Annotated in this window: 18 protein-coding genes; 9 read left to right on the plus strand and 9 right to left on the minus strand. The window is 72.5% G+C overall.

Annotated elements, in window-relative coordinates; translation table 11 throughout:
* Window positions 1-47: 47 nt before the first annotated feature.
* The 6 genes from ACFTWP_RS24085 to ACFTWP_RS24110 all read right to left on the minus strand — a co-directional run bounded on the left by ACFTWP_RS24085 (window position 48) and on the right by ACFTWP_RS24110 (window position 6,729).
* Window positions 48-1,640, minus strand: coding sequence for an amino acid adenylation domain-containing protein (locus ACFTWP_RS24085; protein ID WP_380266785.1), 1,593 nt, complete (start codon window positions 1,638-1,640; stop codon window positions 48-50).
* A 35-nt stretch (window positions 1,641-1,675) separates the two neighbouring features.
* Window positions 1,676-1,912 (minus strand): phosphopantetheine-binding protein, encoded by a 237-nt coding sequence (locus tag ACFTWP_RS24090; RefSeq protein WP_380266787.1) that lies wholly within the window; start codon window positions 1,910-1,912, stop codon window positions 1,676-1,678.
* Between the two features lie 109 nt (window positions 1,913-2,021).
* Window positions 2,022-2,306 (minus strand): DUF6059 family protein, encoded by a 285-nt coding sequence (locus ACFTWP_RS24095; RefSeq protein WP_380266789.1) that lies wholly within the window; start codon window positions 2,304-2,306, stop codon window positions 2,022-2,024.
* Complete coding sequence (locus ACFTWP_RS24100; RefSeq protein WP_380266791.1) at window positions 2,303-3,283, minus strand: SRPBCC family protein; 981 nt, start codon at window positions 3,281-3,283, stop codon at window positions 2,303-2,305. Before ACFTWP_RS24100 ends, ACFTWP_RS24095 begins: the two co-directional genes overlap by 4 nt.
* 162 nt (window positions 3,284-3,445) lie before the next feature.
* Complete coding sequence (locus tag ACFTWP_RS24105) at window positions 3,446-4,267, minus strand: BTAD domain-containing putative transcriptional regulator (protein ID WP_380266792.1); 822 nt, start codon at window positions 4,265-4,267, stop codon at window positions 3,446-3,448.
* A gap of 251 nt (window positions 4,268-4,518) precedes the next feature.
* Entirely contained in the window at window positions 4,519-6,729 is a 2,211-nt protein-coding gene (locus ACFTWP_RS24110; protein ID WP_380266793.1) for an MMPL family transporter, read from the minus strand.
* Window positions 6,730-7,168: 439 nt separating this feature from the next.
* Here ACFTWP_RS24110 and ACFTWP_RS24115 point away from each other — a divergent pair, with 439 nt between their 5' ends.
* From ACFTWP_RS24115 to ACFTWP_RS24125, 3 genes are all read left to right on the plus strand, one after another.
* The gene (locus ACFTWP_RS24115) at window positions 7,169-7,909 is read left to right on the plus strand and encodes a hypothetical protein (RefSeq protein ID WP_380266794.1); all 741 of its coding nucleotides are present in this window, start codon (window positions 7,169-7,171) and stop codon (window positions 7,907-7,909) included.
* 177 nt (window positions 7,910-8,086) lie between these two features.
* Window positions 8,087-8,482 carry a DUF5958 family protein gene (locus tag ACFTWP_RS24120; protein WP_380266795.1) on the plus strand — a complete coding sequence of 132 codons (396 nt, stop codon included), beginning with the start codon at window positions 8,087-8,089 and terminating at the stop codon, window positions 8,480-8,482.
* Between the two features lie 101 nt (window positions 8,483-8,583).
* Complete coding sequence (locus ACFTWP_RS24125) at window positions 8,584-8,919, plus strand: toll/interleukin-1 receptor domain-containing protein (RefSeq protein WP_380266796.1); 336 nt, start codon at window positions 8,584-8,586, stop codon at window positions 8,917-8,919.
* A gap of 125 nt (window positions 8,920-9,044) precedes the next feature.
* Here ACFTWP_RS24125 and ACFTWP_RS24130 read toward each other — a convergent pair whose 3' ends face one another.
* Both ACFTWP_RS24130 and ACFTWP_RS24135 read right to left on the minus strand, forming a co-directional pair.
* Complete coding sequence (locus tag ACFTWP_RS24130; protein WP_380266798.1) at window positions 9,045-10,553, minus strand: glycoside hydrolase family 6 protein; 1,509 nt, start codon at window positions 10,551-10,553, stop codon at window positions 9,045-9,047.
* A 439-nt stretch (window positions 10,554-10,992) separates the two neighbouring features.
* The gene (locus tag ACFTWP_RS24135; protein ID WP_380266799.1) at window positions 10,993-11,664 is read right to left on the minus strand and encodes an NAD(P)-dependent oxidoreductase; all 672 of its coding nucleotides are present in this window, start codon (window positions 11,662-11,664) and stop codon (window positions 10,993-10,995) included.
* A 132-nt stretch (window positions 11,665-11,796) separates the two neighbouring features.
* Between ACFTWP_RS24135 and ACFTWP_RS24140 the strand changes: the two genes are divergently transcribed.
* Window positions 11,797-12,195: a winged helix-turn-helix transcriptional regulator gene (locus tag ACFTWP_RS24140; protein WP_380266800.1), complete on the plus strand. Its 399-nt coding sequence runs from the start codon at window positions 11,797-11,799 to the stop codon at window positions 12,193-12,195.
* A 224-nt stretch (window positions 12,196-12,419) separates the two neighbouring features.
* A complete protein-coding gene (locus ACFTWP_RS24145; RefSeq protein WP_380266801.1) occupies window positions 12,420-12,923 on the plus strand; it encodes a hypothetical protein in 504 nt (167 codons plus the stop codon).
* 76 nt (window positions 12,924-12,999) lie between these two features.
* Here the strand turns inward: ACFTWP_RS24145 and ACFTWP_RS24150 are convergent, their stop codons facing one another.
* Window positions 13,000-13,506: a hypothetical protein gene (locus ACFTWP_RS24150; protein WP_380266802.1), complete on the minus strand. Its 507-nt coding sequence runs from the start codon at window positions 13,504-13,506 to the stop codon at window positions 13,000-13,002.
* A gap of 691 nt (window positions 13,507-14,197) precedes the next feature.
* Between ACFTWP_RS24150 and ACFTWP_RS24155 the strand changes: the two genes are divergently transcribed.
* The 4 genes from ACFTWP_RS24155 to ACFTWP_RS24170 all read left to right on the plus strand — a co-directional run bounded on the left by ACFTWP_RS24155 (window position 14,198) and on the right by ACFTWP_RS24170 (window position 20,912).
* A complete protein-coding gene (locus tag ACFTWP_RS24155; RefSeq protein WP_380266803.1) occupies window positions 14,198-14,839 on the plus strand; it encodes a LysE family translocator in 642 nt (213 codons plus the stop codon).
* 284 nt (window positions 14,840-15,123) lie between these two features.
* Entirely contained in the window at window positions 15,124-15,882 is a 759-nt protein-coding gene (locus tag ACFTWP_RS24160; RefSeq protein WP_380266805.1) for a hypothetical protein, read from the plus strand.
* Between the two features lie 224 nt (window positions 15,883-16,106).
* A complete protein-coding gene (locus ACFTWP_RS24165) occupies window positions 16,107-16,985 on the plus strand; it encodes a nuclease (protein ID WP_380266806.1) in 879 nt (292 codons plus the stop codon).
* Between the two features lie 348 nt (window positions 16,986-17,333).
* Window positions 17,334-20,912, plus strand: coding sequence for a hypothetical protein (locus ACFTWP_RS24170; RefSeq protein ID WP_380266807.1), 3,579 nt, complete (start codon window positions 17,334-17,336; stop codon window positions 20,910-20,912).
* Window positions 20,913-21,019: the final 107 nt, after the last annotated feature.

Here is a 21,019-nt window from a genome sequence, read left to right on the forward strand (position 1 = left end):
GGGACCGGGGCGCGCCGCCGTCCGCGCGGGCTCAGGGCCTCCCGCTCTCAGTCCAGGGTGGCGAGCAGCGCCCTCTCGTCGATCTTGCCGTTGGGCGTCATCGGGAACCCGGCGACCACCCGGACGACCTCCGGTACCAGGTAGGCGGGCAGCGCGACGGCGAGCGTCGTGGCCAGCCCCGCCGGGTCCTCCGGCGTGGCGTCCTCGGCCGGCGTCTCCTCGGCGGTGACGCCGGTGCCGGCGACCGTGTAGAAGAGGGCGATCCGCGCCCAGGCCGCGGTGGTGCCGGGGACCGGAACGGCCACGGCGCGGCCGATCCCGGGGGTGTGGACGGCCGCGGCCTCGATCTCACCGAGTTCGATCCGGTAGCCGCGGACCTTCACCTGCCGGTCGGACCGGCCGCGGTAGTGCAGCACCCCGCTCCCGTCCACCAGGCCCAGGTCGCCGGTCCGGTAGACGCGCACCGGGCGGCCGTCCAGCAGCAGGGTCGGGAACTTCTCCTCGGTCAGCTCCGGCAGGCCCAGGTAGCCGATCGCGAGCCCGGCGCCGCCGATGCAGATCTCGCCCTCCTCGCCGGTGGCGGCGACGCTCTCCCCCGCCAGTACGAACACCTCGGTGGCGGCGACGGGCGTGCCGATCGGCAACCCGCCCGGGGTGGCCAGGTCGTCCGTCCCGAGCTCGTGCGTGGTGGCGAAGATGCAGTCCTCGACCGGGCCGTAGGCGTTGAAGAGGCGGATCTCCGGATGCCGGGCCAGGAAGCGCCCGACGTGCGCGACGGAGTGGCGTTCGCCGCCGGTGTACACCTCGCGCATGCCCGCGAAGCAGTCCGGGTCCATGTCCACGAACAGGTTGAACAGGGAGGTGGTGAGGAACACCGTGGTCACGCCGTGGTCCGCGACGGCGTCGCGCAGCACGCCCGGCAGCAGGTAGTCGTCCTCGCAGATCACGACCGTCCCGCCGGAGGTGAGCATGCCCCACAGCTCCAGGCTGAACGCGTCCCAGGCACAGGGCGCCGCCTGCAGGGTGGCCCGTCCCCGCGCGTAGCCCGGCAGCCCGTCCGCGCCGAACAGGCGGGTGGTGGCCGAGTGCGGGGAGAGCACGCCCTTCGGCACGCCGGTGGTGCCGGAGGTGAAGAAGACGCAGGCCGGGTCGGCCGGGCCGACGACGACGGGGCCGGTCCGGCCGCCGCGTCCGGTGGCAGCCGTCAGCGGCTCCGCGGGCGGCTGCCAGCGCGGCACGGCCGGGCCCTCGACCGGGGCGTCCGAGACGAGGACCTTCGGCTGTATCCGGTCCAGCAGCCCGGCCACGCGCTCGGCGGGCCAGCGGTGGTCGAAGGCGGCGTAGGCCGCACCGGTCGCCAGTACGGCGAGCAGCACCGCGGCCTGCTGCGCGGAGCGCGGCAGTCGCACCGGCACCACGTCGCCGGGGCCGACCCCGAACTCGGCCAACCGGGCCGCGTACTCGCCCGCCGCGGCGTCGAGCGTGCGGTAGCTGATGGCTTCGCCGCGGAAGACGATCGCGGTCGCCTCCGGGCACTCGGCGGTCCGCGCGGCGAACGCCGCGTGGATGGTCGGCAGACCGTGGGCCGAGGTCCCGATGCCCTCGACGGCCGAGGTCGGGACCGTCAACTGGTCGGACATGTCAGCTTCCTTCCTGGTGGGGGCAGGCTCTGCGCTCAGGCCGACGCGGACAGGGCGCCGTAGATCGCGCTGATGCGCTTGTCCGCCAGCAGCGGGCCGACCGGGAGGCGGACCCCGGTCTCCTTCTCCACCGCGGCGACCAGCCGCAGCACGTGCAGCGAGTCCCAGGTGACCCTGGCCTCGGCGGGGAGCCCTGCCGACAGGTCGATGCCGTTCAGCGGCAGGGACAGGTCGTCGCGGACGATGCGGATGAAGGTGTTCTCGGAGATCATGCGAACCTCTGCGGTGAGCGGATCCGGGGGCCCCGGGCCGGAGACGGATCCGGCCGTGCCACTCTGCGCCAGCCCGCTGGAGCGCGGCTCGCGCCGGACCGGGCACGCCCTAGGGTCCGTCGGGGCCCCGCCGGAGCACCGGCCACAGGGCGGTGAGTTCGACGAGCTGCGCCGCGAGGTGCGACTCGGTCTCGGACAGCGGGACATCCGCGCAGACACTCTCCGGGTGCCCGGTGGCGGGCCCGCGCAGGCGGCGCGGGGCGGCGGGGAGGCCGGCCGTGAAACTGCCCTGCCAGTCGCCGGGAGGTACCAGGGTGCTCATCGCCCCCAGGACGGCCAGCCCGTCCAGGACGGCGAACAGCAGGCGGCGGCAGAGCCGGAGCGCCCGCCTCACGAGCGCCCCCCGCCGGTCCCGGGGGCCGCGTCCCGCAGTCCCTCCAGCAGCAGCGCGTCCTCGGCCAGGATCGCCGCCCGCAGCTGCTCCCTGGCCCGAGGCAGCGTCACATCCGGTCCGAACTGGGCGAACAGCCCCACCGCGTCCAGGGTGACGACGCGGCGCACGGTCACCGCGACACTCCCCGGGCCCGTCGGATCCGCCGTCCAGCGGCCGGTGTGCGCGGCGACGGAGGGTGGCGGGTCCAGCTCCTTGAAGACGAGCTCGTGCGCGCCGAAGGGGGCGATCTGCATGATCCGGCGGGCCGGGCGGCGGTCCTCCGGCTCCGCCGGGCCGAGATCGACGCACGTCACCCGATGGCCGTCCGCGACCCACGGGCCGCTCTCCGCACGGACACGCGCGCCGGCCAGCGGCAGCCGTCGCCACAGCGCCTCCTGCTCGCACAGGGCGATCGCCCGCCCCGCGGAGCCGCCGGGCAGCAGGGCCGTCGAGGCCACCGAGATCTGCAGGTCGGCGTGGACCGAGCCGGTGTGCACGGACACGCCCAGCGCCTGCAACTGCTCCACACTCGCGGCGCCGAGCTGCTCCCTCAGCACCGCCTCCTTGGCACGGCTCGCGACCTCGGCGGTCGAGTCCTGGCGCAGCATCACCCGGCAGCGGCCGTTGCCGCGGTCCACGACCCGCCACTCCCCGCTGACGAAGGCGGGCGGGTCGACGGACCCGAGCCGCCGGAAGCCGATGCTGCGCCGGTCCCAGTCCAGGGTCCGGGCCGAGGCCCACATCCGGGGGCACCCGTCCGCGACGGACCAGATCCGGCCCAGCTGGCGGGTCCCGACCTCTTCCAGCAGTTCGGTGTGGATCACCGCGGGAAACAGCTGCGGCCAGACGGCCAGGTCGACGAGCAGGCCGAAGGCGCTGTTGGCGTCCAGGAGGAGGTCGACCCCGTGCGCGGTGGAGAGTCGCGCTGCGTCTGCCATGGAAGTCCTTTCGGTGCCCGGGTCGCGGGTTCCGGGGTGGGCGGGTGGCGGCGGAGCCGCGCGCACGGCGGCCTGCGAAGCGGTGGCGGTCCCGAACCGCGACCGCCGCAGCCGCCGCGACCGCCGCCGTCCCTGACACGGCGGCTGCCGCGGCGCCTGCGGTCAGGCCGCGAACATCTCCAGCAGCGGGCGCTCCCGCAGGTCCGTCGCGTCGAGGCTCGGATCGGCGGAGAGGATGGCCTGATGCAGCCGCTGCAGGCCGGCGCACGGCTCGATGCCCAGCTCCTCGACGATCCGGTGGCGCAACCGCTGGTAGATCTCCAGCGACCGCCACTGCTTGCCCGACCGGTAGAACGCCGTCATGCACTGGGCGTGCAACTGCTCGTTCAACGGATGACGTGCCGTCAGCTCGACCAGTTCGGTGAGCAGTTCAGCGTGGCGGCCGAGTCTCAGCTCCGCCTCGATGCGGCACTCCAGCACGCCCAGCCGGCTCTCCTCGAGGCGGGCGAGCTCGATCTCCAGGACCGAGCCGACCGGCACGTCCACCAGGCCGGGCACGCTGCGCCACAGGCCGAGCGCCCGGGTGAACAGGCGCACCGCCTCGGCGTCCTCCCCGGCGTGGAAGAGCGCATGTCCCTCGGCGACCAGCCGGTCGTACCGCTGGACGTCGACGGCGCCCGGCTGGAGCTCCAGCAGGTACCCGCGGTGCCGGGTGACGAGGATGCCCTTGGCGACGCCCGGGTTGTCCCCGCCGTACGCGGCGGAGAGCAGTCGACGCAGCTGGAGGATGTAGGTCTGCAGGGTGGTGAGCGAGCTCCTGGGGATGTTGCTGCCCCAGATCTCCTCGATCAGGGTGGGGACGGGGACGACCTGGTTGGCGTAGACCGCGAGCAGGGCCAGCACCTGGCGCGGCTTGCCGGCGCTGGGAACAACCGAACGGCCGTTCACTTCGGCCGACAGGGGCCCCAGAATCCCGATCTCCATTGTTCCTCCATCGACTGTCTACCCGAGACGCGTCCGGGCTTGAGGGTGTGTCGAGTTCTCCGACGCCGCAACTGTCACATTCCGGCCGGGGCGACCGACAGTGACAGGCGAAGCAGTCCGCCATGAGAGTGCAATGGTCGGCGCATGAAGATCTCATGATTCGGACGCCCGGACGGGGCCGACCGCCCCCGTGCGCGGCGGCGCGGGGACGGTCGGTCGGCGCCGTGGAGCACGCGGATCCCGACAGCGGCTCAGCCCGAGCCGACGACGACCGTGGGGCTCGCCGGGTCCTGCACCCGCGCCGCGGGTGGCGGGCCGAGGTGGCGGTCGGCGCGCCGCCAGTTGCGTTCGCCCAGCAGTGCCATGACGGCGGGCAGCAACACCCCGCGGATCACGGTGGCGTCTATCAGCACCGCGACCGCGAGGCCGACGCCGACCTCCTTCAACGAGGTGACCGAGAGCGCGCCGAAGATGGCGAAGACGCCGACCATGATCAGTGCGGCGCTGCTGACGACCCCGGCCGTGCTGCCGATCCCGCGGGCGATCGCGGTGCGGGTGTCCAGGCCGTGGTCGTGGCCCTCCTTGATCCGGGAGACCACGAACACGTGGTAGTCCATGCTCAGGCCGAACAGGATGACGAAGAGGAACAGCGGCAACCAGGACGAGATCGCGCCGACCGTGCGCGCGCCGATCAGCGACGCGGCGAAGCCGTGCTGGAAGACCAGCGTCAGCGCGCCGTACGCGGCACCGACCGAGAGCAGGTTGAGCACGGCGGCGGTGATCGCCACCACCACGGACCGGAACGCGACCAGCATCAGCACGAAGGCCAGGGTCAGGACGAAGGCGAAGACCGGAAGGGCGCTGCGGGAGAGCCGGTCGCTGAAGTCCACCGAGGCCGCGGTGGCTCCGGCGACGTCGACCTCGGCCCCGTCCACCGCGGCGAGGGTCGCCGGGATCACCTCACCGCGCAGCGCCTTGAGCGCGGCGACGCTCGGCGCGTCGGTCCCGGCGCCGTCGAGCACCACCGAGATCACCACCAGGCCCTTGTCCGGGTACGCGGTCTCGGTGATCGGCTCGTGCAGCCTGCCGGTGGCCAGCGCGGCCTGCCGGAACCGCGTGAAGGCCTCGGTCACCGCAGGGCCCCGGGGGTCGGGAGTGCGGACGACGACGGTGGCCGGCAGCGGGCTGCCGGAGAAGGCGCGGGCGATCAGCTCCCCGTTGTGCACCACCGGGTTGTCGGCGGGCAGTTCCTGGGCGGCCGTCAGCGAGGCGGTCCTCATGCCCGCCACCGGCACCGCTAGGGCCAGCAGTGCGACGGTGGCGGCAAGGGCGAAGGCCAGCGGCCGGGCCAGCACCCGGCGCAGCAGCGGCGCCCACAGTCGGCCGCCGCCCTCGGGGGCGGTGCGGCGCATCCGGCCGATCAGCGGCGCCTGCAGCCGGTCGACCCGGTCGCCCAGCATCGACAGCAGCGCGGGCAGCACGGTCAGCGAGCCGAGCACCGCGACCAGCACCACCACGATGGTGGACACGGCCATGGCCCGCATGTCGGCGATCCCGGTCAGGAACAGCCCGGCCATGGCGGCCGTCACCGTCAGGCCGGAGACCAGGACCGAGTGGCCCGAGGTCGCCGCGGCGGTACGCAGCGCGGTCTGCGGATCGTGTCCGGCACGACGCTCCTCGCGCTCGCGGACGAGGTAGAACAGGCAGTAGTCGACGCCGACCGCGAGGCCCACCAGCAGCATCACGGAGGTCGCGTCGTTGCTGGTCGGGATGAACCGGGTGGTCAGCGCGACCAGGCCGAAGGCGCCCATGAAGGCGGTGACGGCCAGCACGACCGGCAGCACGGCGGCGACCGCGGCGCCGAAGACCACCAGCAGGATGCCGAGCGCCAGCGGCACCGCCGTCCACTCCGCGCCGGCGAAGTCGGAGGCGAAGACGTCGTTGAACGACTTCTGCGCCCCGGCCGTGCCGTACTCGACGACCAGCGCGTCGGGATGCGCCCGCTGGACCTCGGTGACCGCGTCGAGGACCGGCTGCACCCGGTCACCCGCCGTGTCGGGGTCACCGGTCATCACGAAGGCCACCAGCGCGGAGTGCCCGTCGGCGGACACCGCACCGCTGGTGTAGGGGCTCTGCACCGCGTCGACCCGGCCCGTCGCGGTGACGGCGGCGACGGTGGCGTCCACGATCGCGTGGAAACGCGGGTCGGTGGCGCCGAAGCCGTCGGCCTGGACGAGCACGGACTCCGCGGCGGGCTGCGCCAGCCCGGCCGCAGCCAGGGCGCGTACGGCCCGCCCGGACTCGCCGACCCCGTTGTCGGCGTCGGTGATGCTGCGGCTGCCGGCCATGCTGCCGAGCGTCGTGGCCAGGACGACGAAGAGCAGCCAGCCGAGGACGGCGGTCTTGCGGTGCCGGGCGCTCCAGTCGCCGACGGCGACCGTGAGCGGGGACCTGGTGGACATGAAGGGCCTCCTTGGGAAGGTCCGCAGGGCGGGCCCCGGCGGTCCGTGACTGCCACGCCGGTGCCGCCTGCGGTCGGACGTCGGTACGAGCGCGCCGGCCCGGCCCGCCCCGCGGTCCGCCGCGGTACGGGCCGGCTTCGGTGATCGCTCGTGGTCCGGCGGTCAGGCGGTCAGGCCGTCAGGTGGCCAGGTGGCCAGGCAGACGACTGTGCCGGTGTGCCGGAACAACTTGCTCTCACCTTCGTTCCGCCGCGGCCGACGGGCATGGCTGGGAGGCCACAGTGCCGCCTCCCGCTCGAACGAGGCTGGAGAGGTCCGTAGCCGGCAGCGCCCGGCAGACCGGGGAGAGGCACGATGACAACCCCGAACGCTCCTGGGGCCTGTCCGATGGATTGCAGGGCTGTTCACCTGGGCTACCTGAAGGCGATTGAATGCCTACGTGGTGAACTGGGCGCGGATGCGGGACTGCTACGGGGATGTCGATCGCGTTCCTGGACTTCTGGACCGGGTGGAAGGCGAGGACGACGCCGAGGCCTGGGAGGAGTTGGGATACCGGCTGTGTCTTGAGCACGACCTCCTCTTTCCCGCCAGCTTCGCGGCCTTCCCGCGCTTGGTACGACTTGCCCGGAGGAGCGAACAGGCGCGTGGACTGGCCGGAACAATCGTGCAGCGCGCGGCCGGAGCCCACGGCTGCGACGATCTGCTGGCGGCCTGTGCCGGTGCGATCGCCGAGTTCGACGGGCTGCTGACCCGCCATCTGCAATCACGGCCGACCGACTACCTCGCGAGCTTCTGCGCCGCGCTCGCGGCCAAGGGGCAGTACCACTGGAGCGCCGTCCTGGGCGACTGCACCGACGACTTCTACGAGGTGAACTGCCCCCACTGCCTCGTGGAGGTGACCATCGCGATCGGCGACTACGGACATCATTCGGCGATACGGGACTGGAACCTGGGGGACGTGGACCGGCGCGACCTGCGGCCGGCATCCCACCAGGAGCTCTCCGGCACTGGACGCTGGATGTACGAGACGGCCGTCCGCGACGGGGAGGAAGCGCTCGCCGCGGGAATCGCCCTTCTCTTCGGGAAGGCCGAATGTCCTCGCTGTGCCAGCGTGTTCAACATCGCGGACGAGTACACCTCCGCCAACCGCCCCGTCCTGCGCTTCGCCGAGGAGATGTGATCCGGAAGGTCTCACGGGCGGAGCCACAGCCGGGCCGCAGCGACAGTGACGCGGAAACGAGAGCGTTGACCGTTCGTTCGACCTCACCGTCTGGGCCGCTCCCGAGGAAGGATGCCTCGCGAGCTGCTTCGATACCCTGCACAGGTGCCGGCCCGAACTGAATCGTGGAGTGGGTGGATGGACGAACGCACGGTCGGACTGAACGAGCTCGCGCAGGGACTGCGTCCGCTCGTCCGGGGTGTCGAGTGGTTCGAGGGACTCGCCGCCGACGAGCAGTTCGAGGTCCTGCGGGACCTGAGCGGGTTCTGCATCCAGGCCCGCGCGACGGTGGAGGACGGCCCCGAGAGCGTCCGTGTGGCCGGTATCCGGCCGACCCATACTCCGGCGGTCCTGATCACGCGCGGGCAGCTGCCGGCACAGCTGACAAAGATCATCAACCTACCGCAGGACGAGCGGGTGAAGGCATTCCGGTTGCTGGTGGCCCTGCTCGGAGTGGCCGACAAACGCCGCCGGGAGCGGTTCTGCGCCGGCGGATGCACCCATGCCTGGCACCGGTTCGCAACGGGCCGATAGGTAGGGGAATGCCAGCCTGTCAGTCGCCGCAGGCCCTGCTGGCAACGGAAGGTCCGGTGGCGTAAGACGGTTCGAGCAGTGGCGTCGGGCGGGGAGGCTGGATGGGCGACGAGCGCGGGCAGCGGCAGGTGGACTTCTTCATCAGCCATGCCGGGCCGGACCGGGCCTGGGCGGAATGGCTGGCCTGGCATCTGGAAGACGCCGGGCACACCACCGAGCTGGACCACTGGGACTGGGCCCCCGGGGGGGAACTTCGTCCCGAGGACCTCAGCCTCCAACTGGCCGACCTGGGCGAGACGCAGGCGGACCACGCCCTGGCCCGGGACACCCTCGAACGGCGGCGCCGAGTCCTGGAGGACGACCGCCACGCCACGATGAGGAGCAAGCAGTCGGTCGAACGCACCGAGGCCGAGCAGCGCGGTCCGAACGGGACATAGCCCTTGGACGGCGTCGGAGTCCGCACCCGGGCACCCGGTCCGGTCCGGTCCGGTCCGGTCCCCCGACATGATGCCGCCGCCGACCGGACGGTCCCCGGTCGGCGGCGGCGTTCACTGATTCTGCGTCAGACAGTCGTGCAGGCAGATCCGTTCAGGGTGAACGCGGTGGGAGTGGGGTTGGCGGCGCTGTAGGTGCCCTGGAAGCCGAAGCCGGTCGAGGCGCCTGCGGCGAGGGTGCCGTTGTAGCCGAGGTCGGTGGCGGTGACGGTCGCACCCGACTGGGTGATCTTGGTGTTCCAGAAGCCGGTGACCTTCTGGTCGCCGCCGTAGGTCCACTTGAGGGTCCAGCTGCTGATCGGGGCCGTGCCGGTGTTCTTGACCGTGACGTCGGCGGTGAAGCCGGTGCTCCACGAGTTGGTCCGGTACGCGATCGAGCAGGCGGCGGTACCGGCCGTCGGCGTGGCCGTCGCGGTCGGGGTCGCCGTCGGGGTCGCGGTCGCCGTGGGCGTCGCGGTCGGCGTCGGGGTCACCGTGGCGGTGGGCGTGGCGGTGGGCGTCGCCGTCGGCTGAGGGCTCGGGTCCGGTGCGTTGGCGGCCAACTGGTAGGCGACGTCCGCCGAGAAGGTGCCCGCGGCGGCGGCGCAGCCGTCGGCCTCACCCGGGGGCTTCACCCAGAGGAAGGCGTCGATCGAGGCGTCACCGGTGGCGGCGGTCGGGTAGTTGCCGATCGCGCGGCCGGCCGGATCGCACCAGGCGCCGCCGCCCGCCGGGCCGTTGCCGTTGCGGCTGGTGTCGATGACGGCGTGCAGGTTGCCGGGGTTGCCGAGGGCGGACAGCACCGACTTGCTGTAACCGACCTCGCCTGCCGTGGTGTTGAAGTTGGAGACGTTGGTGAAGAAGCCGTTGGCGTTGGCCAGGATGCCGGCGCTGCGCAGTCGGTCGGCCTGCGTGGCGGCGCTGTTCCAGGTGGAGTGGCCGCCGTCCAGGTAGACCTTCGCGTTGGGGGCGGCGGCGTGGATGGTGGCGCCGGCCCGCGAGAGGGAGGCGAAGCGGTCGCTCTGCTGCTGGGCGGACAGGCAGGTGGTGAGGGCGATCGAGTCCGGCTCCAGGACGATCAGCGAGGGGCCGCTGCCGAGGCCGGCCGCGAACTTGCCCACCCACGCGTCGTACGAGGCGAGGTCGGGGGCGCCGCCGGCGGAGGCACCGCCGCAGTCGCGGTTCGGGATCTCGTAGACCACCAGCACCGGTACCTGACCTGCCCCGGCGGCCGCCGTGGTGATCGTCCGGACATCCGACGTGACGGTGTCGGGGCGGTAGTTGGCGAACCAGATGCCCTGCGGCTGGCTGGCCACGCGCTTGGAGATCACGGAGGTGCGGGAGTCGTTCGGGTTGGCGGCGACCCACTTGACGACCTGGGAGGCCGGGTCCTTGTAGAACTGGGTTCCGCCGGCCAGGCTGCCCTGGACGGCGGCGCCGGCGCCGGTCTGGGTGGCGAGCAGCATTGCTCCGGCCGCGGCTCCGGCGGCCAGTGCCAGCAGGGCGGTGCGGCCGCGCCGGGATGCTGGGGGCTGCGCTTCGGCGGCGCGGCCTCCGGGGGAGGGAACGGCGTGCCGGACGGGCTCGGGGGTGCTCATTGGTGTCTCCGCGTGCTCTCGGGTGGGAGAGAATCCAGGACGGTCGAGATGGTCGTGGGAGCGCTCCCGCGATCGGGGTAGAGCGTAGCCAAGCGGCGGCCCCGGCGTAATCCCTGACGCGCGAGCAGTTTTCTCGATCATCCGCCGCCGTGATCGGCCACGAATGGGAGCGCTCCCTCATTCGCGGCAACTCGGCAGCCCCACCGGGTGCCCCGCAGCCGCACCTTCCGACAGATGACCGGCGCAATCCCCCGTACCCCTTCGCGACCGTGCGGGAACACCTCCGGCACGGTCGCGTGCACCTCGCAGCCGAGCGGCTGCCGGAGTGCGACCGCCCGGTCGAGCAGGTGGGCGGCCGGCGCCCGGGCCGCGCCTGATCAGCTTCCCTCCCCCCGTACCGACAACGCCCCGGTACCGACAACGCCCCCGTGCCGCCGCTCTACTCGGCCACGGCGATCTGCTCACGGTGGTGGCGGGGCTCGGTGAGCTCGTCGACCACGGCCACGGCGAGGTCGGCTTGGGCGATCCGGGTACCGAGGACCTGCGGGCCGCCGGACCGGTAGCGGCCGGTGCGCGGGGCCGTCCGGTCGAGGTCGAGGGGCGGGGTGACGACCACCCAGTCCAGGGCGGGGCCGACGGCGCGCAGCACGTCCAGGGCGACGGCGTGGCCGAGCGAGAACGTCCGGTGCGCGTCCGGGAACTCGGGGGCGTCGAGCACACGGACGCCCGGTGCGGTCTCCAGCGTGGTCGCGACGCCGATGCTGACCAGCCGGCCGGTGGCGGCTCGACCGAGCCCGTCGGCGAGGGCGGTGGTGGCGGCGCGGTAGAACTCCTGCGAGGGGACGTCCGGCGTGTAGACGGAGCTCACCGCGAGCCGGTGCCCGGCGGCGACGGCCGCCACCGCGTCGGCGTCGGTCACGTCGCAGCGCACGAGCGCGACCCCTTCTGCGACGAGGTCCGCGTGGCGGGCCTCGTCCCGGACGGCCGCGGTGACGGTCAGGCCGCGCTCGCGGGCCTCGGCGACGACGGCCCGACCGACCTGCCCGCCCGCGCCGAAGACCACGACGTCTGCCACGGTCCGGTTGATGTCGACGGTGGTGTTGCTGCTCACGATCGCCCCTGCCTGCTCGTTCCGAACGGGGGCGCTGTCGCCCGCCGTTGCCGAGACGGTAGACCGGGAGGTGCCGGTTACTTCAACGATATCGGCGCCGCCCCGGCTGGCCGGTCGGCTACCGTCGCAGGCATGACGCAGACCGCGATCGAACCGCTGACCCCGGACTTCTTCGACCCGTCCTGCCCGGTCGAAGCGGTGCCGGTGCTGGGCAGCAGGAAGTGGTCCTGGAAGATCATGCGCTGCCTGGAGGGCGGCCCGCGCCGCTTCTCCGAACTCAAGGTGCCGCTGCACGGGATCACGGCCAAGGTGCTCACCGAGTCGCTGCGCGCGATGGAACGCGACGGCGCCGTCAGCCGCACCGAGTACGCCGAGAACCCGCCACGCGTCGAGTACGGGCTGACGCCGCTCGGCCGCTCGCTGCTCGGGCCGATGGACGTCACCTGTGCCTGGACCCGTGAGCACCTCGCCCACCTGCTGGAGGCGCGTGCCGCGTACGAGGCGGATGCCGAGGCGCAAACGCCGGCGTAGGTGCAGGCCGGATCGGCGCAGGGGCCGGTCGGGGCGGCATCGAGCGGGCAGCACGGGAACGCCTCCGGTGACAACCACCGGCAGGTGGCCGTCCCGGACGCATCACCACGGCAGACGACGACGCCACCCGCACCGTCATGCAGGGCCGACCCGCTGAGCGCGGAACGCGATCATCGCCCCTATGATGGGCGCCACTTCACACATGATCATCACATGGGGGGCTGATGACCGGGACGGTCGTGGTGCATGCGGAGCCGCCGGGGATCCGCCGGGCGAGGGGCGCCTTCGGCGTGACCGTCGACGGGGCAAGGGTCGGCCAGGTCGGGCACGGGAGCACCGCGCGGTTCCCGGTGGCCGCCGGCGCCCACACGGTGCGGGTCACCGCCAAGGACGGCACCCGCTCCAACACGGTGACCGTGGAGGTGGTCGAGGGCCGGGAAGTCCTGGTCACCTCCCGCAGCACCGGACTGGCCGTCGCGATACTGCTCCCGCTCCTGGCCGGCATCGCGGTCCCCGCGATCTACGCGGTGGCAGCCGTCCTGCTGACCGGCGCCCTGTTCCACGCCGTCCCCGGTCTGATGTTCCGGGTACGGGCTGAAGTCGCCCCCGAACTCCGGAGCACCCGAGCCGCCGAACCCGCCGGTGAGTCCGGTGGGCAGGGGCAGGGCCTGTGGTGGGAGTCGGACCCGGCGCTCGCCAAGCGGTTCCGGAAGGAGGGCGGCGCCTGACGGGCGGACCTGGACGCTCCACGCTAGCAGCGTCACACGGCGGAGTGGATCGACTTCACGAGGCGCCGAAGCTCGCCTACGGTGTGCGGCTCGGCCCGTCCGGATGCCGTTGGCAGGACGTCCAGGGGGTGAGCGCCGAAGCCGACAGGACCTCTCGGCCTCTGGGGTATCCCAGGTCGATCCGTGCGGCCTGGTCGAAGGGAAAGTCGACCTCGACGAGCCGCACGGCAGCGGCCGGTGCCGCAGGCAGCTCGGACACCAAGAGCGGCTGCGTCGGCACGCCGTATCGCGTGTAGCGATCGTCGTACTCCTCGTCCCAGATGAACAGATAGGGCGCCCGTGCCAGCTCGACGACGCAGTGCTGCGGACAGTCATCCGCCACGCACCCCGCATCGAACCACTCCGGATACCGCGACCTGGCCCAGGCCGTCGCCTCATCCAGGGCCCTTTCATGGGCGTTCGCCGCCGAGGGCACCGGGCCGAACGCGGAGTAGAACAAACCGACTCGGCCGAGCGGATCTACCGCCCACCAGTGGAACTGGAGTCCCCAGCGAGGATGCGTGAAGGTACTCGACACCGTCATGGAATGAGCATATTCGAGGTGTCATAACCCTTCTGCCGTCGGCTCCGACCTACGTCGAAGCCTGGTGTTCATTCCGTTCCGATCCGGTCGTGCCCAGTCGTCCAGGTGGGCAGCGCAGGCAAGCCCCCGGTCTCGAACGACGACCACCCGACCGACTCGGGCGCTGCCATGTCTCGGCGACATCGTGAGCCCGGCACAGCCGAATGCCCGATCCTGTGCCTTCGTCCACGGCATGCCGCTCACGTCCGCGACGGCGGAACGGTGGCAGTGGAGTCGCTCGGAGGCGGGCTGCCGAGTCTGGTACTGATGCGGACGACTGGAATCGAAGGGGCCGTCACGGCTCCGCTCGTCATCCCCTGTTCCTGCGCTACCCGGGCCGGCTCGTCACCGCCCCACCGCCTGCCCCCGGCCCCCGGCCCCCGGCCCCCGGCCAGGCTTCGCCGGCAGACAGGAAATCCTGCGGTGCGACCCCCGGGAAATGAAGATCCCTCCTCAGGCGTGAACCGAAGGATTTCCTGCCCCACAGCGTCCCGGGCCCCGGGCGACCCACGACTGCCGCGTGCGAAACAGCAGGTGACGCCTTCCCCCGGGATCCGTCGCTCCAGCGGCCGGCGGTCACCGTACCGCCGGGGGTGGCCGGCTGCAGGGGCGCTGCACCGGTGGGAGATCCGCACCGATAGGCTGAGTGCCCATGGCATTCAGCACCGCACTGTGGTCCTTCACTCTGGTCGTCGGTCTCCTGACTCTCACGCCTGGCCTGGACACCGCGTTGATCCTGCGCACCTCGGCACTCGGGCGCCGCCGCCGGGCCTGGGGCGTCGTCCTCGGCATCCAGACCGGCACGCTGGTCTGGGGCGCCTTCACCTCGCTCGGCATCACGGCCCTGCTCACCGCCTCGCACCTGGCGTACGAGGTGCTGCGCTGGGTGGGCGCCTGCTACCTGCTCTGGACGGGGGCCCGGATGGTCCTCAACACCTGGCGCAGGCGGACGGCCCTGCACGAACCGGACGAGGCCGCCGGGGTGGCGGTCCAGGACACCCTGGCCGGCGGCTGGCGTCAGGGCACGCTGACGAACCTGCTCAATCCGAAGATGGGTGCCTTCTACGTCGCCCTGCTGCCGCAGTTCATCCCGCCGGGCGCCCCGCACCTCACCACGGGCCTGCTGCTGACCTGCATCCACATCGCCCTGGGGCTGGCCTGGTCCGCCGTGCTGATCGCCTTCACCCGGGTGGTCCGCGGCTGGATCCGCAAGCCGCAGGCCCAGCGGCTGCTGGACCGGGTCACCGGCACGGTGGTGGTGGGCTTCGGAGTCCGGCTCGCGCTCGGCGAGTAGTGCTCGGACCGGGAACGTGCACCGGGTCGGCGCGGCGGCCGAAGCCCTCCGTGGCGCCGGCCGTCCCGTCCGCCAGGCGTGCGTTCACCGATCCCGCGTCTCGTGCTCGACGACAGCGACAGCGACCGCTCTCAGCGTGTTCCGCACGGCGTCCGCACGCTGCCGCGGCGGCCCGACCGTTCGTCACCCGACCGGCCGCGCCCTCTCCTCCGATCGTGTGGCCATGTCCGGTGTCCCGAGCGACGGTCGTTGCGCGAGCACCCTCCGGACGGGATAAGGGGTGCATGGCGCACACTGTCGAGAACGCGGACGTCGAGATCAAGGTCACCGTGTCGGGCGAGGCGACCGAGGCCGCCTGCGAGACCCTGGAGCTGGACCCCGACGAGGGAAAACACCGCACCATCCACTTCTGGGACAGTCCGCGGCACGTCAACGGCGGGGTCGAACTGCCGCTGCTCGACGACGGACTGGTGATCCGCCTGCGGAAGGCCAAGAAGTCGGACAAGGACGATCTGACGGTGAAGCTCCGTCCCTGCGACCGCGACCGGCTGCCGGCCGGTTGGCAGACGCCGCAGGAGCAGGGGGAATGGGAGTTCACGATCGAGGAGGACTGGACCGGCCGCACCCGCGTCTGGGCCGCCTCGTTGAAGGCGGACGGGGACTACCGTCGGCCGACCGCCGACGACGAGCAGTCGAACCAGCCCGAACTGACCGACGAGCAGCGCGACCTGCTCGACCGCTCGGGCTTCGGCTCCGACCGGCTGAAGGACCTGCTCGCGCTCGGCCCGATCGACTCCGTCCAGTGGAAGCCCTCCCTGCGGGACCTGATCCACCCGGTCACAGCCGAACTCTGGAGCGTCGGCGACGAGGGCCTGCGTTTCCTCGAACTCTCCATCCGCACCGGCCCCGCGGAGGCCTCCGCCACACAGGCGCTGCTCACCCGGACACTGCGCGAGCGCGGCCTCCACGTCTCCGACCGCCAGGAGTCCAAGACCCGTGCCGCCATGACCGCCCTCGCCCGCGCCGGCGGCGTCTCCCGCTGAGCGCCGGCAGGGGCGGAACCAGGGCGGCCTCCGTCTGCGGCTCCCCCGGCTCGACTCGAACGAGGCCCCGATGGAAGCCGGCCGCGCGCCTGATGACGGCACGTCAGGTATGGATCCTCCGTGACACGCCACGCCGACCGCCCACCGACTCGCCGGAAGCCGGTCCTAGGGTTTGCGTACGAACGGACTCACAATGAGTCGCAGTCTAGCGACGGGAGGCAGCCATGCCGATGCTGCTCATCAAGGGGACGTACCGCATCCTGGGCACCCAACCGGACGGTGACACCCTCCACTTCACCCCCCAGGACCCGGGCTTCTGGTGCGACGTCCCCGGCAGGAACCGGGTGGCGCGGAACAGCCGCGGCGGCGGCAAACTGCGCCTGGACGGCATCGACGCGCTGGAGACCCACTACCAGGGCGTCGGGCCGGACTTCGTGAACCAGCCGCTGGACGACGGAGCCCACTCCGCCCGGGACGAGCTGCTCAAGTGGCTCGGATTCACCACCGTCGTCCAGGGCGAGGACGAGAAGGTCACCGCCTCCACTCCCGAGACCGTGCCCGGCTACGTCCTCGCCGGCGGCGCCGACACCTACGGCCGCTGTATCGCCATGGCCGGCCGGGGGCCGCTGCCCTCGGGCACCAAGGACGGCGATCGGATCGACGTCGACGTGAACCTCGTGAACCAGAGCGCCAACCACCACCTGCTCAGCCGCGGCCTCGTCTACCCCACCTTCTACACCAACCTTCCGCAGGAACTGCGCCTCGACATGGCCGACACGGCCAAGCAGGCGCGGACCTCGGCGGTCCCGGGCAGCGTCTGGGCCAAGGACGCGACCAGGACCGGGGCGACCGTCACCGGCCTGTCCTCGATCACCACCGACCTGGTGATCCTGCCGAAGCTCTTCCGGCGCCTCGCCGACTACATCCGCCTCTTCGGCCCGTCGCTGAACTGCTTCCCGGCCTACCTCGCCGGCGAGGGCGAGGAGTTCCACGTTCCCGAGCAGGAGGAATCCGTCAGGGGCCTCCAGCACATCGTCACGGTCACCGACAACACCGTGAAGCTCACCCGCGACATCGAGGACATCGTGCTCGTCGACAAGTGAGCGGCGGGCAGTCGGCACCCCTCCTCGACGTGACGCGGCTTCGAGGCGGCGTCGCCACGGGCGCGTCGCGTGCACCGGCTCCGGCAGCCGCACCCGGCCCCCTCCCCCGGCTCCTCCGGGGGCGGGACACCGGCCGGGGCCCTTCTCCGGCAGCCGTGCGGGCCGCGTGTCCGTCACCGCCTGTGAGGGTCGTTTCCCGTCAGACGGAATGATTGACGGGCCCGGGGCCGCGGGGAGAGGCTTGAAGGGAAGCAGTGGCGAGAGGAGCAGCTCATGCCCTCGATCAAGCACCTGCGGCGAGAGACGGTCCGCTTACTGTGGTCGTGGCCCCCTTACGGTGCGAGGCGTTTGCGCCGACTGATCCAACTGTTCCGCTGGGCTTTCGGGGGCAAGCTGATCGTCCTGTTCCTCGGTATGACGCTGTTCGGGCTCTCCCTGGCCGGGATCGTCGACCGCGCGGCCCACTGGCGCGGGACGCTGCCCGCCGTGCTGGCGCTGCTGCTCGGGGTGTTCCTGATCGCGGTCAGCCTGCGCGGCTTCCGCACCGTCCGCATCCTCCCGTTCCGGAACCTGGTCGGCGGGGCCGGGCGGGACGACGTGGAACAGGTCGCGGTCGGCTTCGCCGAGCTCCTCGACCGTGAACTCGGACGAATTCGCGACCTGGTGACGCAGGAGCCGTTCCACCAGCCCGCCGATGTGCTCAACCCGGCCAGCGGGCGCGGCGAGACGATGCTGGTCACGCTGTCGAGGGTGCCGTTCCGGACGGGGGTCGCGGCGGCGGGGCTGGGCGCCGAGATCAAGCCCACGGAGGTGGGCACGGTGGCCCTGGGGCCGTTCAAGCTCCAGGTCGGAGCGGTGCTGACGCTGTTCGCGCGCCTGCTCGGGCAGGCCATGCAGGGGTCCCTGGTGCAGAACCAGGGCATGCTGGTCGCGGTGGCCGCCAAGTCCGGCGGCAGGGGCCAGAGCTGGACCGCACAGACCGAGGTCGACGGAGACCCGTGCCGGGCGGGGGCCGTCCTGGCGCGCGAGCTGGCGCACCGGATCCAGCTGGAGCAGCCCAAGGGCCACGCCGTCGGCGCCGACGTGCACAGCTTCGAGATGCTCGTCGACGGCCTCGAATGCTACGACCACTTCCTGCACGAGGGCGATCTCCAGTACCTCGACCGCGCGGAGCAGCACTTTCGGGCCGCGCTGGTGCACAGTCCGCGGTACGCCGCCGCGTACCACAACCTGGGGACGGTCAAGAGCGAGCAGGACCGGGTCCGCGCGGCCATCGGGTTGCCCGTCTCGCCCGCCACCGAGAACGCGGCCAGCCGGCTCTGGCGGCAGGCGATCGACCTCGATCCCGATCTAGCGCCCGCCCGCTTCCAGCTGACCAGGACCTACCTCGACCGGGCCGCGCGCGAGCAGGACGTCGACCGCCGGGATCTCCTGCTCGCGCAGGCGGTGCAGTCGGCCCGGGCCGCCGAGGTCGGTGCGGACCAGCCCAGGGAACGGACGCTCGCCGCGTACTGGCTCGGCCTGGCCCTGCTGCGCCAGGCCCGCAGCCGCGCCGTGCGCAGGGGCAGGGCCCGACGGCGGCAGGTCCTCGCCGAGGTGTCGGAGGCCAATCGGCTGCTGCGGCGTGCGACGGAGTACCTCTTCGACGAACGGGCCCGTCGCCTGGTCGCCGGTGGCGAGGAGGCGGGCGTGCGGCCGGTGGCCGATCGCATCGCGAGCGTCTGCCTGGAGCAGGCCGAGTGCGAGCGGGAGCTGGCGCGGCTGCGATCCGTCCGCGGCCGGGCACGGCACCTGGCCAGGGCCGAGCGCCATCAGCAGGCCGCGCTGAAGTGGGGGGCGAACACCGGCGAGATCGAGGCCAGGATCGGCAGGCTGATCGAGGATTCCGCCGAGGGCCGGGACTACCGGGACGAGGCACTGAGCCGGTATCTCAGTGCCCTGACCATGGATCCCCGGCAGCCCAACGCCCTGAAGGCGATGGCACACATCACCTCGGGACTCCGGTGGAGTGAGGAGACCGCGACCGGTGCCTTCACCGTGGCCGCGCACCAGGACCCGGACGACCCCGAGCCCTGGCTGATGCTCGCCCGGGCCCGCCGGTGCGAGCAGGACGTCGTCGGAGCCCTGGGCCTGGCCGGAATCGCGCTCACGCAGCACCCGGAGGACACCCACCTGCGCAGTTCCGTGAGCGCGTTCGTCGCGGACCTGGAGAGCTCGCCGCCGGCCCGCCGGACGGGCCGGGCGATCGTGCCCGGCACCGCGTACTACGCCCACCTGCCGGATCTGAGCGACGAGGACCTGCTCGCCGAGCCGGATCCGCACGCGGACCCCGACCGCAGACCCCGCGAGCGCTGGGTGCGGGCCTGGGCGCGCGCCAACGCGGCCGCCAGCGATCTCGACCGGTCGGCCAACCGGGCGCGGCTGGGAGCGGCCGTCTCGGAGATCGAGCACCTGCGCGACACGTGGTCCGTCGAGCTGCCGGAACTGCGACTGGTCTCCCGGCAGCTGGGGCTGTTGCACCTCCAACTGGCCACCGCGCACAGTGCGTCGGAGGTGGAGCGGCGGCATCTGGCGCGGGCCGCCGACTGCCTGCATGAGGCGGTCGCCACCGAGTTGCCCGGCGACGTGCCGAGGCCGTTGCTGTGGCGGGTGGAACATGCCGAGATACAGGCGGCCCTCGGCGACTCGCAGCGAGGTGTCTGGCACCGGCCCGAGGCGGCCCGGCTGCACCAGGCCGCGATCGACGCCTACACGCTGGCACTCGAACGGCAGCCGCTCAGCATGACCATCGAGACCGGCTCCGAGGTCATCGAACTCGTCGGCGAGCCCCCGAACCTGCCCACCCACGCCCGCGCACTCGCCGGACGGGGACAGGTGTACGCGGCGAAGGGCCGGGCCTCCGACGCCGTACCCGACTGCCAGGACGCGCTGCGCCTCGCCCCGCTGTACGCCTATCCCCGCTTCACCCTGGCCGGCGTCTACCGCGAACTCGCCCAGTACGAGCTGGCCGAGCAGCACCTGCGACGGCTCGTCGAACTCCTCCAGGTCGGCGCCGAGCGGGACCGCGCCCGGTGCCAACTCGCCGCCACCTACCGGCAGCAGGCGGAGACGAGGAGCGGCGAGGAGCGACGGCGGCTGCTCGAAAGGGCCCTGCACGAGCTGGCCGTCATCACCCGGGAGCCGGGACCGCACCGTGCCTTCGACGCCGGCGTGCAGGAGGAGGAGGCGGAGGTGCTGCACCTGCTCGGCCGGACCAAGGACGCCGTCGTCGCGCTGCGGGCCGCCCTGGCCGCCGGCGGCAGCTGCCCGGGTGACGCCCGGCGGCATGACCGGCTCGCCGAACTGCTGGCCGAGGAGGAGTGCCCGGAGGCCGTGGTGCAGGCCCTGGAGGACGCCGGCACGGCCTGCGCCCACGAGCTGGCCCGCAGCAGGGGCACCGACGACGAGATGCCGTTGCGGGCCCGGATGGTCATGCTGACGATGCGGCAGGCCCAGTACCTCGCCGACCAGGGCACCCGGCTGGACCAGGCGAACCTGCTGGCCGAGGGCGCGCTGCAGCGGGCCCGGCGTGCCCGGCTGGACTCCGGCCAACTCGCCGACTGCGAGGACGCCTGCGGCTGGATCGCCTACCGTCGGGCACGGTTCGACGAGGCGATCGCCCACTTCGAGGCCGCCCTCGACACCTCGCGCGGCAAATCGGGGGAATGGGCGCACCTCGCCCTGAGCCTGGAAGCCCGCGCGGCCGGTGCCAACGGCAGCCGCCCCGAACGGCAGCGTCGCGTGGACGACCTCAACCGGGCCCGGGACATCTGGCAGCAGATCATCGAGAGGTTCCCGCACAGCCCGGAGGCGGCCACGGCTGCCGAGCACCTGCGCCGACTCCCGGACCGGCCGCACGCCCCGATGCCGCTGGTCGACGTGCGGTGATCGCCCCGGCCGGCCGGCGGCCGCGAGCCCCGACGGCAGGTGGAGCAGTCAACTGCAATCGGATTGTGACAAGTTGACCTCCAAACAGGGAACTGTGCCTGCTGCAA

Origin of the sequence: Kitasatospora sp. NPDC057015 (genome assembly GCF_042673745.1) — a bacterium.
In the GTDB taxonomy this organism is placed as follows: Bacteria; Actinomycetota; Actinomycetes; order Streptomycetales; family Streptomycetaceae; genus Kitasatospora.

Coding starts and splice junctions, on each gene's coding strand:
- ACFTWP_RS24145 (WP_380266801.1), top strand. CDS start 12,420: ATGACCGGGACGGTCGTGGTGCATGCGGAGCCGCCGGGGATCCGCCGG.
- ACFTWP_RS24140 (WP_380266800.1), top strand. CDS start 11,797: ATGACGCAGACCGCGATCGAACCGCTGACCCCGGACTTCTTCGACCCG.
- ACFTWP_RS24090 (WP_380266787.1), bottom strand. CDS start 1,912: ATGATCTCCGAGAACACCTTCATCCGCATCGTCCGCGACGACCTGTCC.
- ACFTWP_RS24130 (WP_380266798.1), bottom strand. CDS start 10,553: ATGAGCACCCCCGAGCCCGTCCGGCACGCCGTTCCCTCCCCCGGAGGC.
- ACFTWP_RS24110 (WP_380266793.1), bottom strand. CDS start 6,729: ATGTCCACCAGGTCCCCGCTCACGGTCGCCGTCGGCGACTGGAGCGCC.
- ACFTWP_RS24120 (WP_380266795.1), top strand. CDS start 8,087: ATGGACGAACGCACGGTCGGACTGAACGAGCTCGCGCAGGGACTGCGT.
- ACFTWP_RS24105 (WP_380266792.1), bottom strand. CDS start 4,267: ATGGAGATCGGGATTCTGGGGCCCCTGTCGGCCGAAGTGAACGGCCGT.
- ACFTWP_RS24160 (WP_380266805.1), top strand. CDS start 15,124: ATGGCGCACACTGTCGAGAACGCGGACGTCGAGATCAAGGTCACCGTG.
- ACFTWP_RS24165 (WP_380266806.1), top strand. CDS start 16,107: ATGCCGATGCTGCTCATCAAGGGGACGTACCGCATCCTGGGCACCCAA.
- ACFTWP_RS24150 (WP_380266802.1), bottom strand. CDS start 13,506: ATGACGGTGTCGAGTACCTTCACGCATCCTCGCTGGGGACTCCAGTTC.
- ACFTWP_RS24155 (WP_380266803.1), top strand. CDS start 14,198: ATGGCATTCAGCACCGCACTGTGGTCCTTCACTCTGGTCGTCGGTCTC.
- ACFTWP_RS24085 (WP_380266785.1), bottom strand. CDS start 1,640: ATGTCCGACCAGTTGACGGTCCCGACCTCGGCCGTCGAGGGCATCGGG.
- ACFTWP_RS24100 (WP_380266791.1), bottom strand. CDS start 3,283: ATGGCAGACGCAGCGCGACTCTCCACCGCGCACGGGGTCGACCTCCTC.
- ACFTWP_RS24125 (WP_380266796.1), top strand. CDS start 8,584: ATGGGCGACGAGCGCGGGCAGCGGCAGGTGGACTTCTTCATCAGCCAT.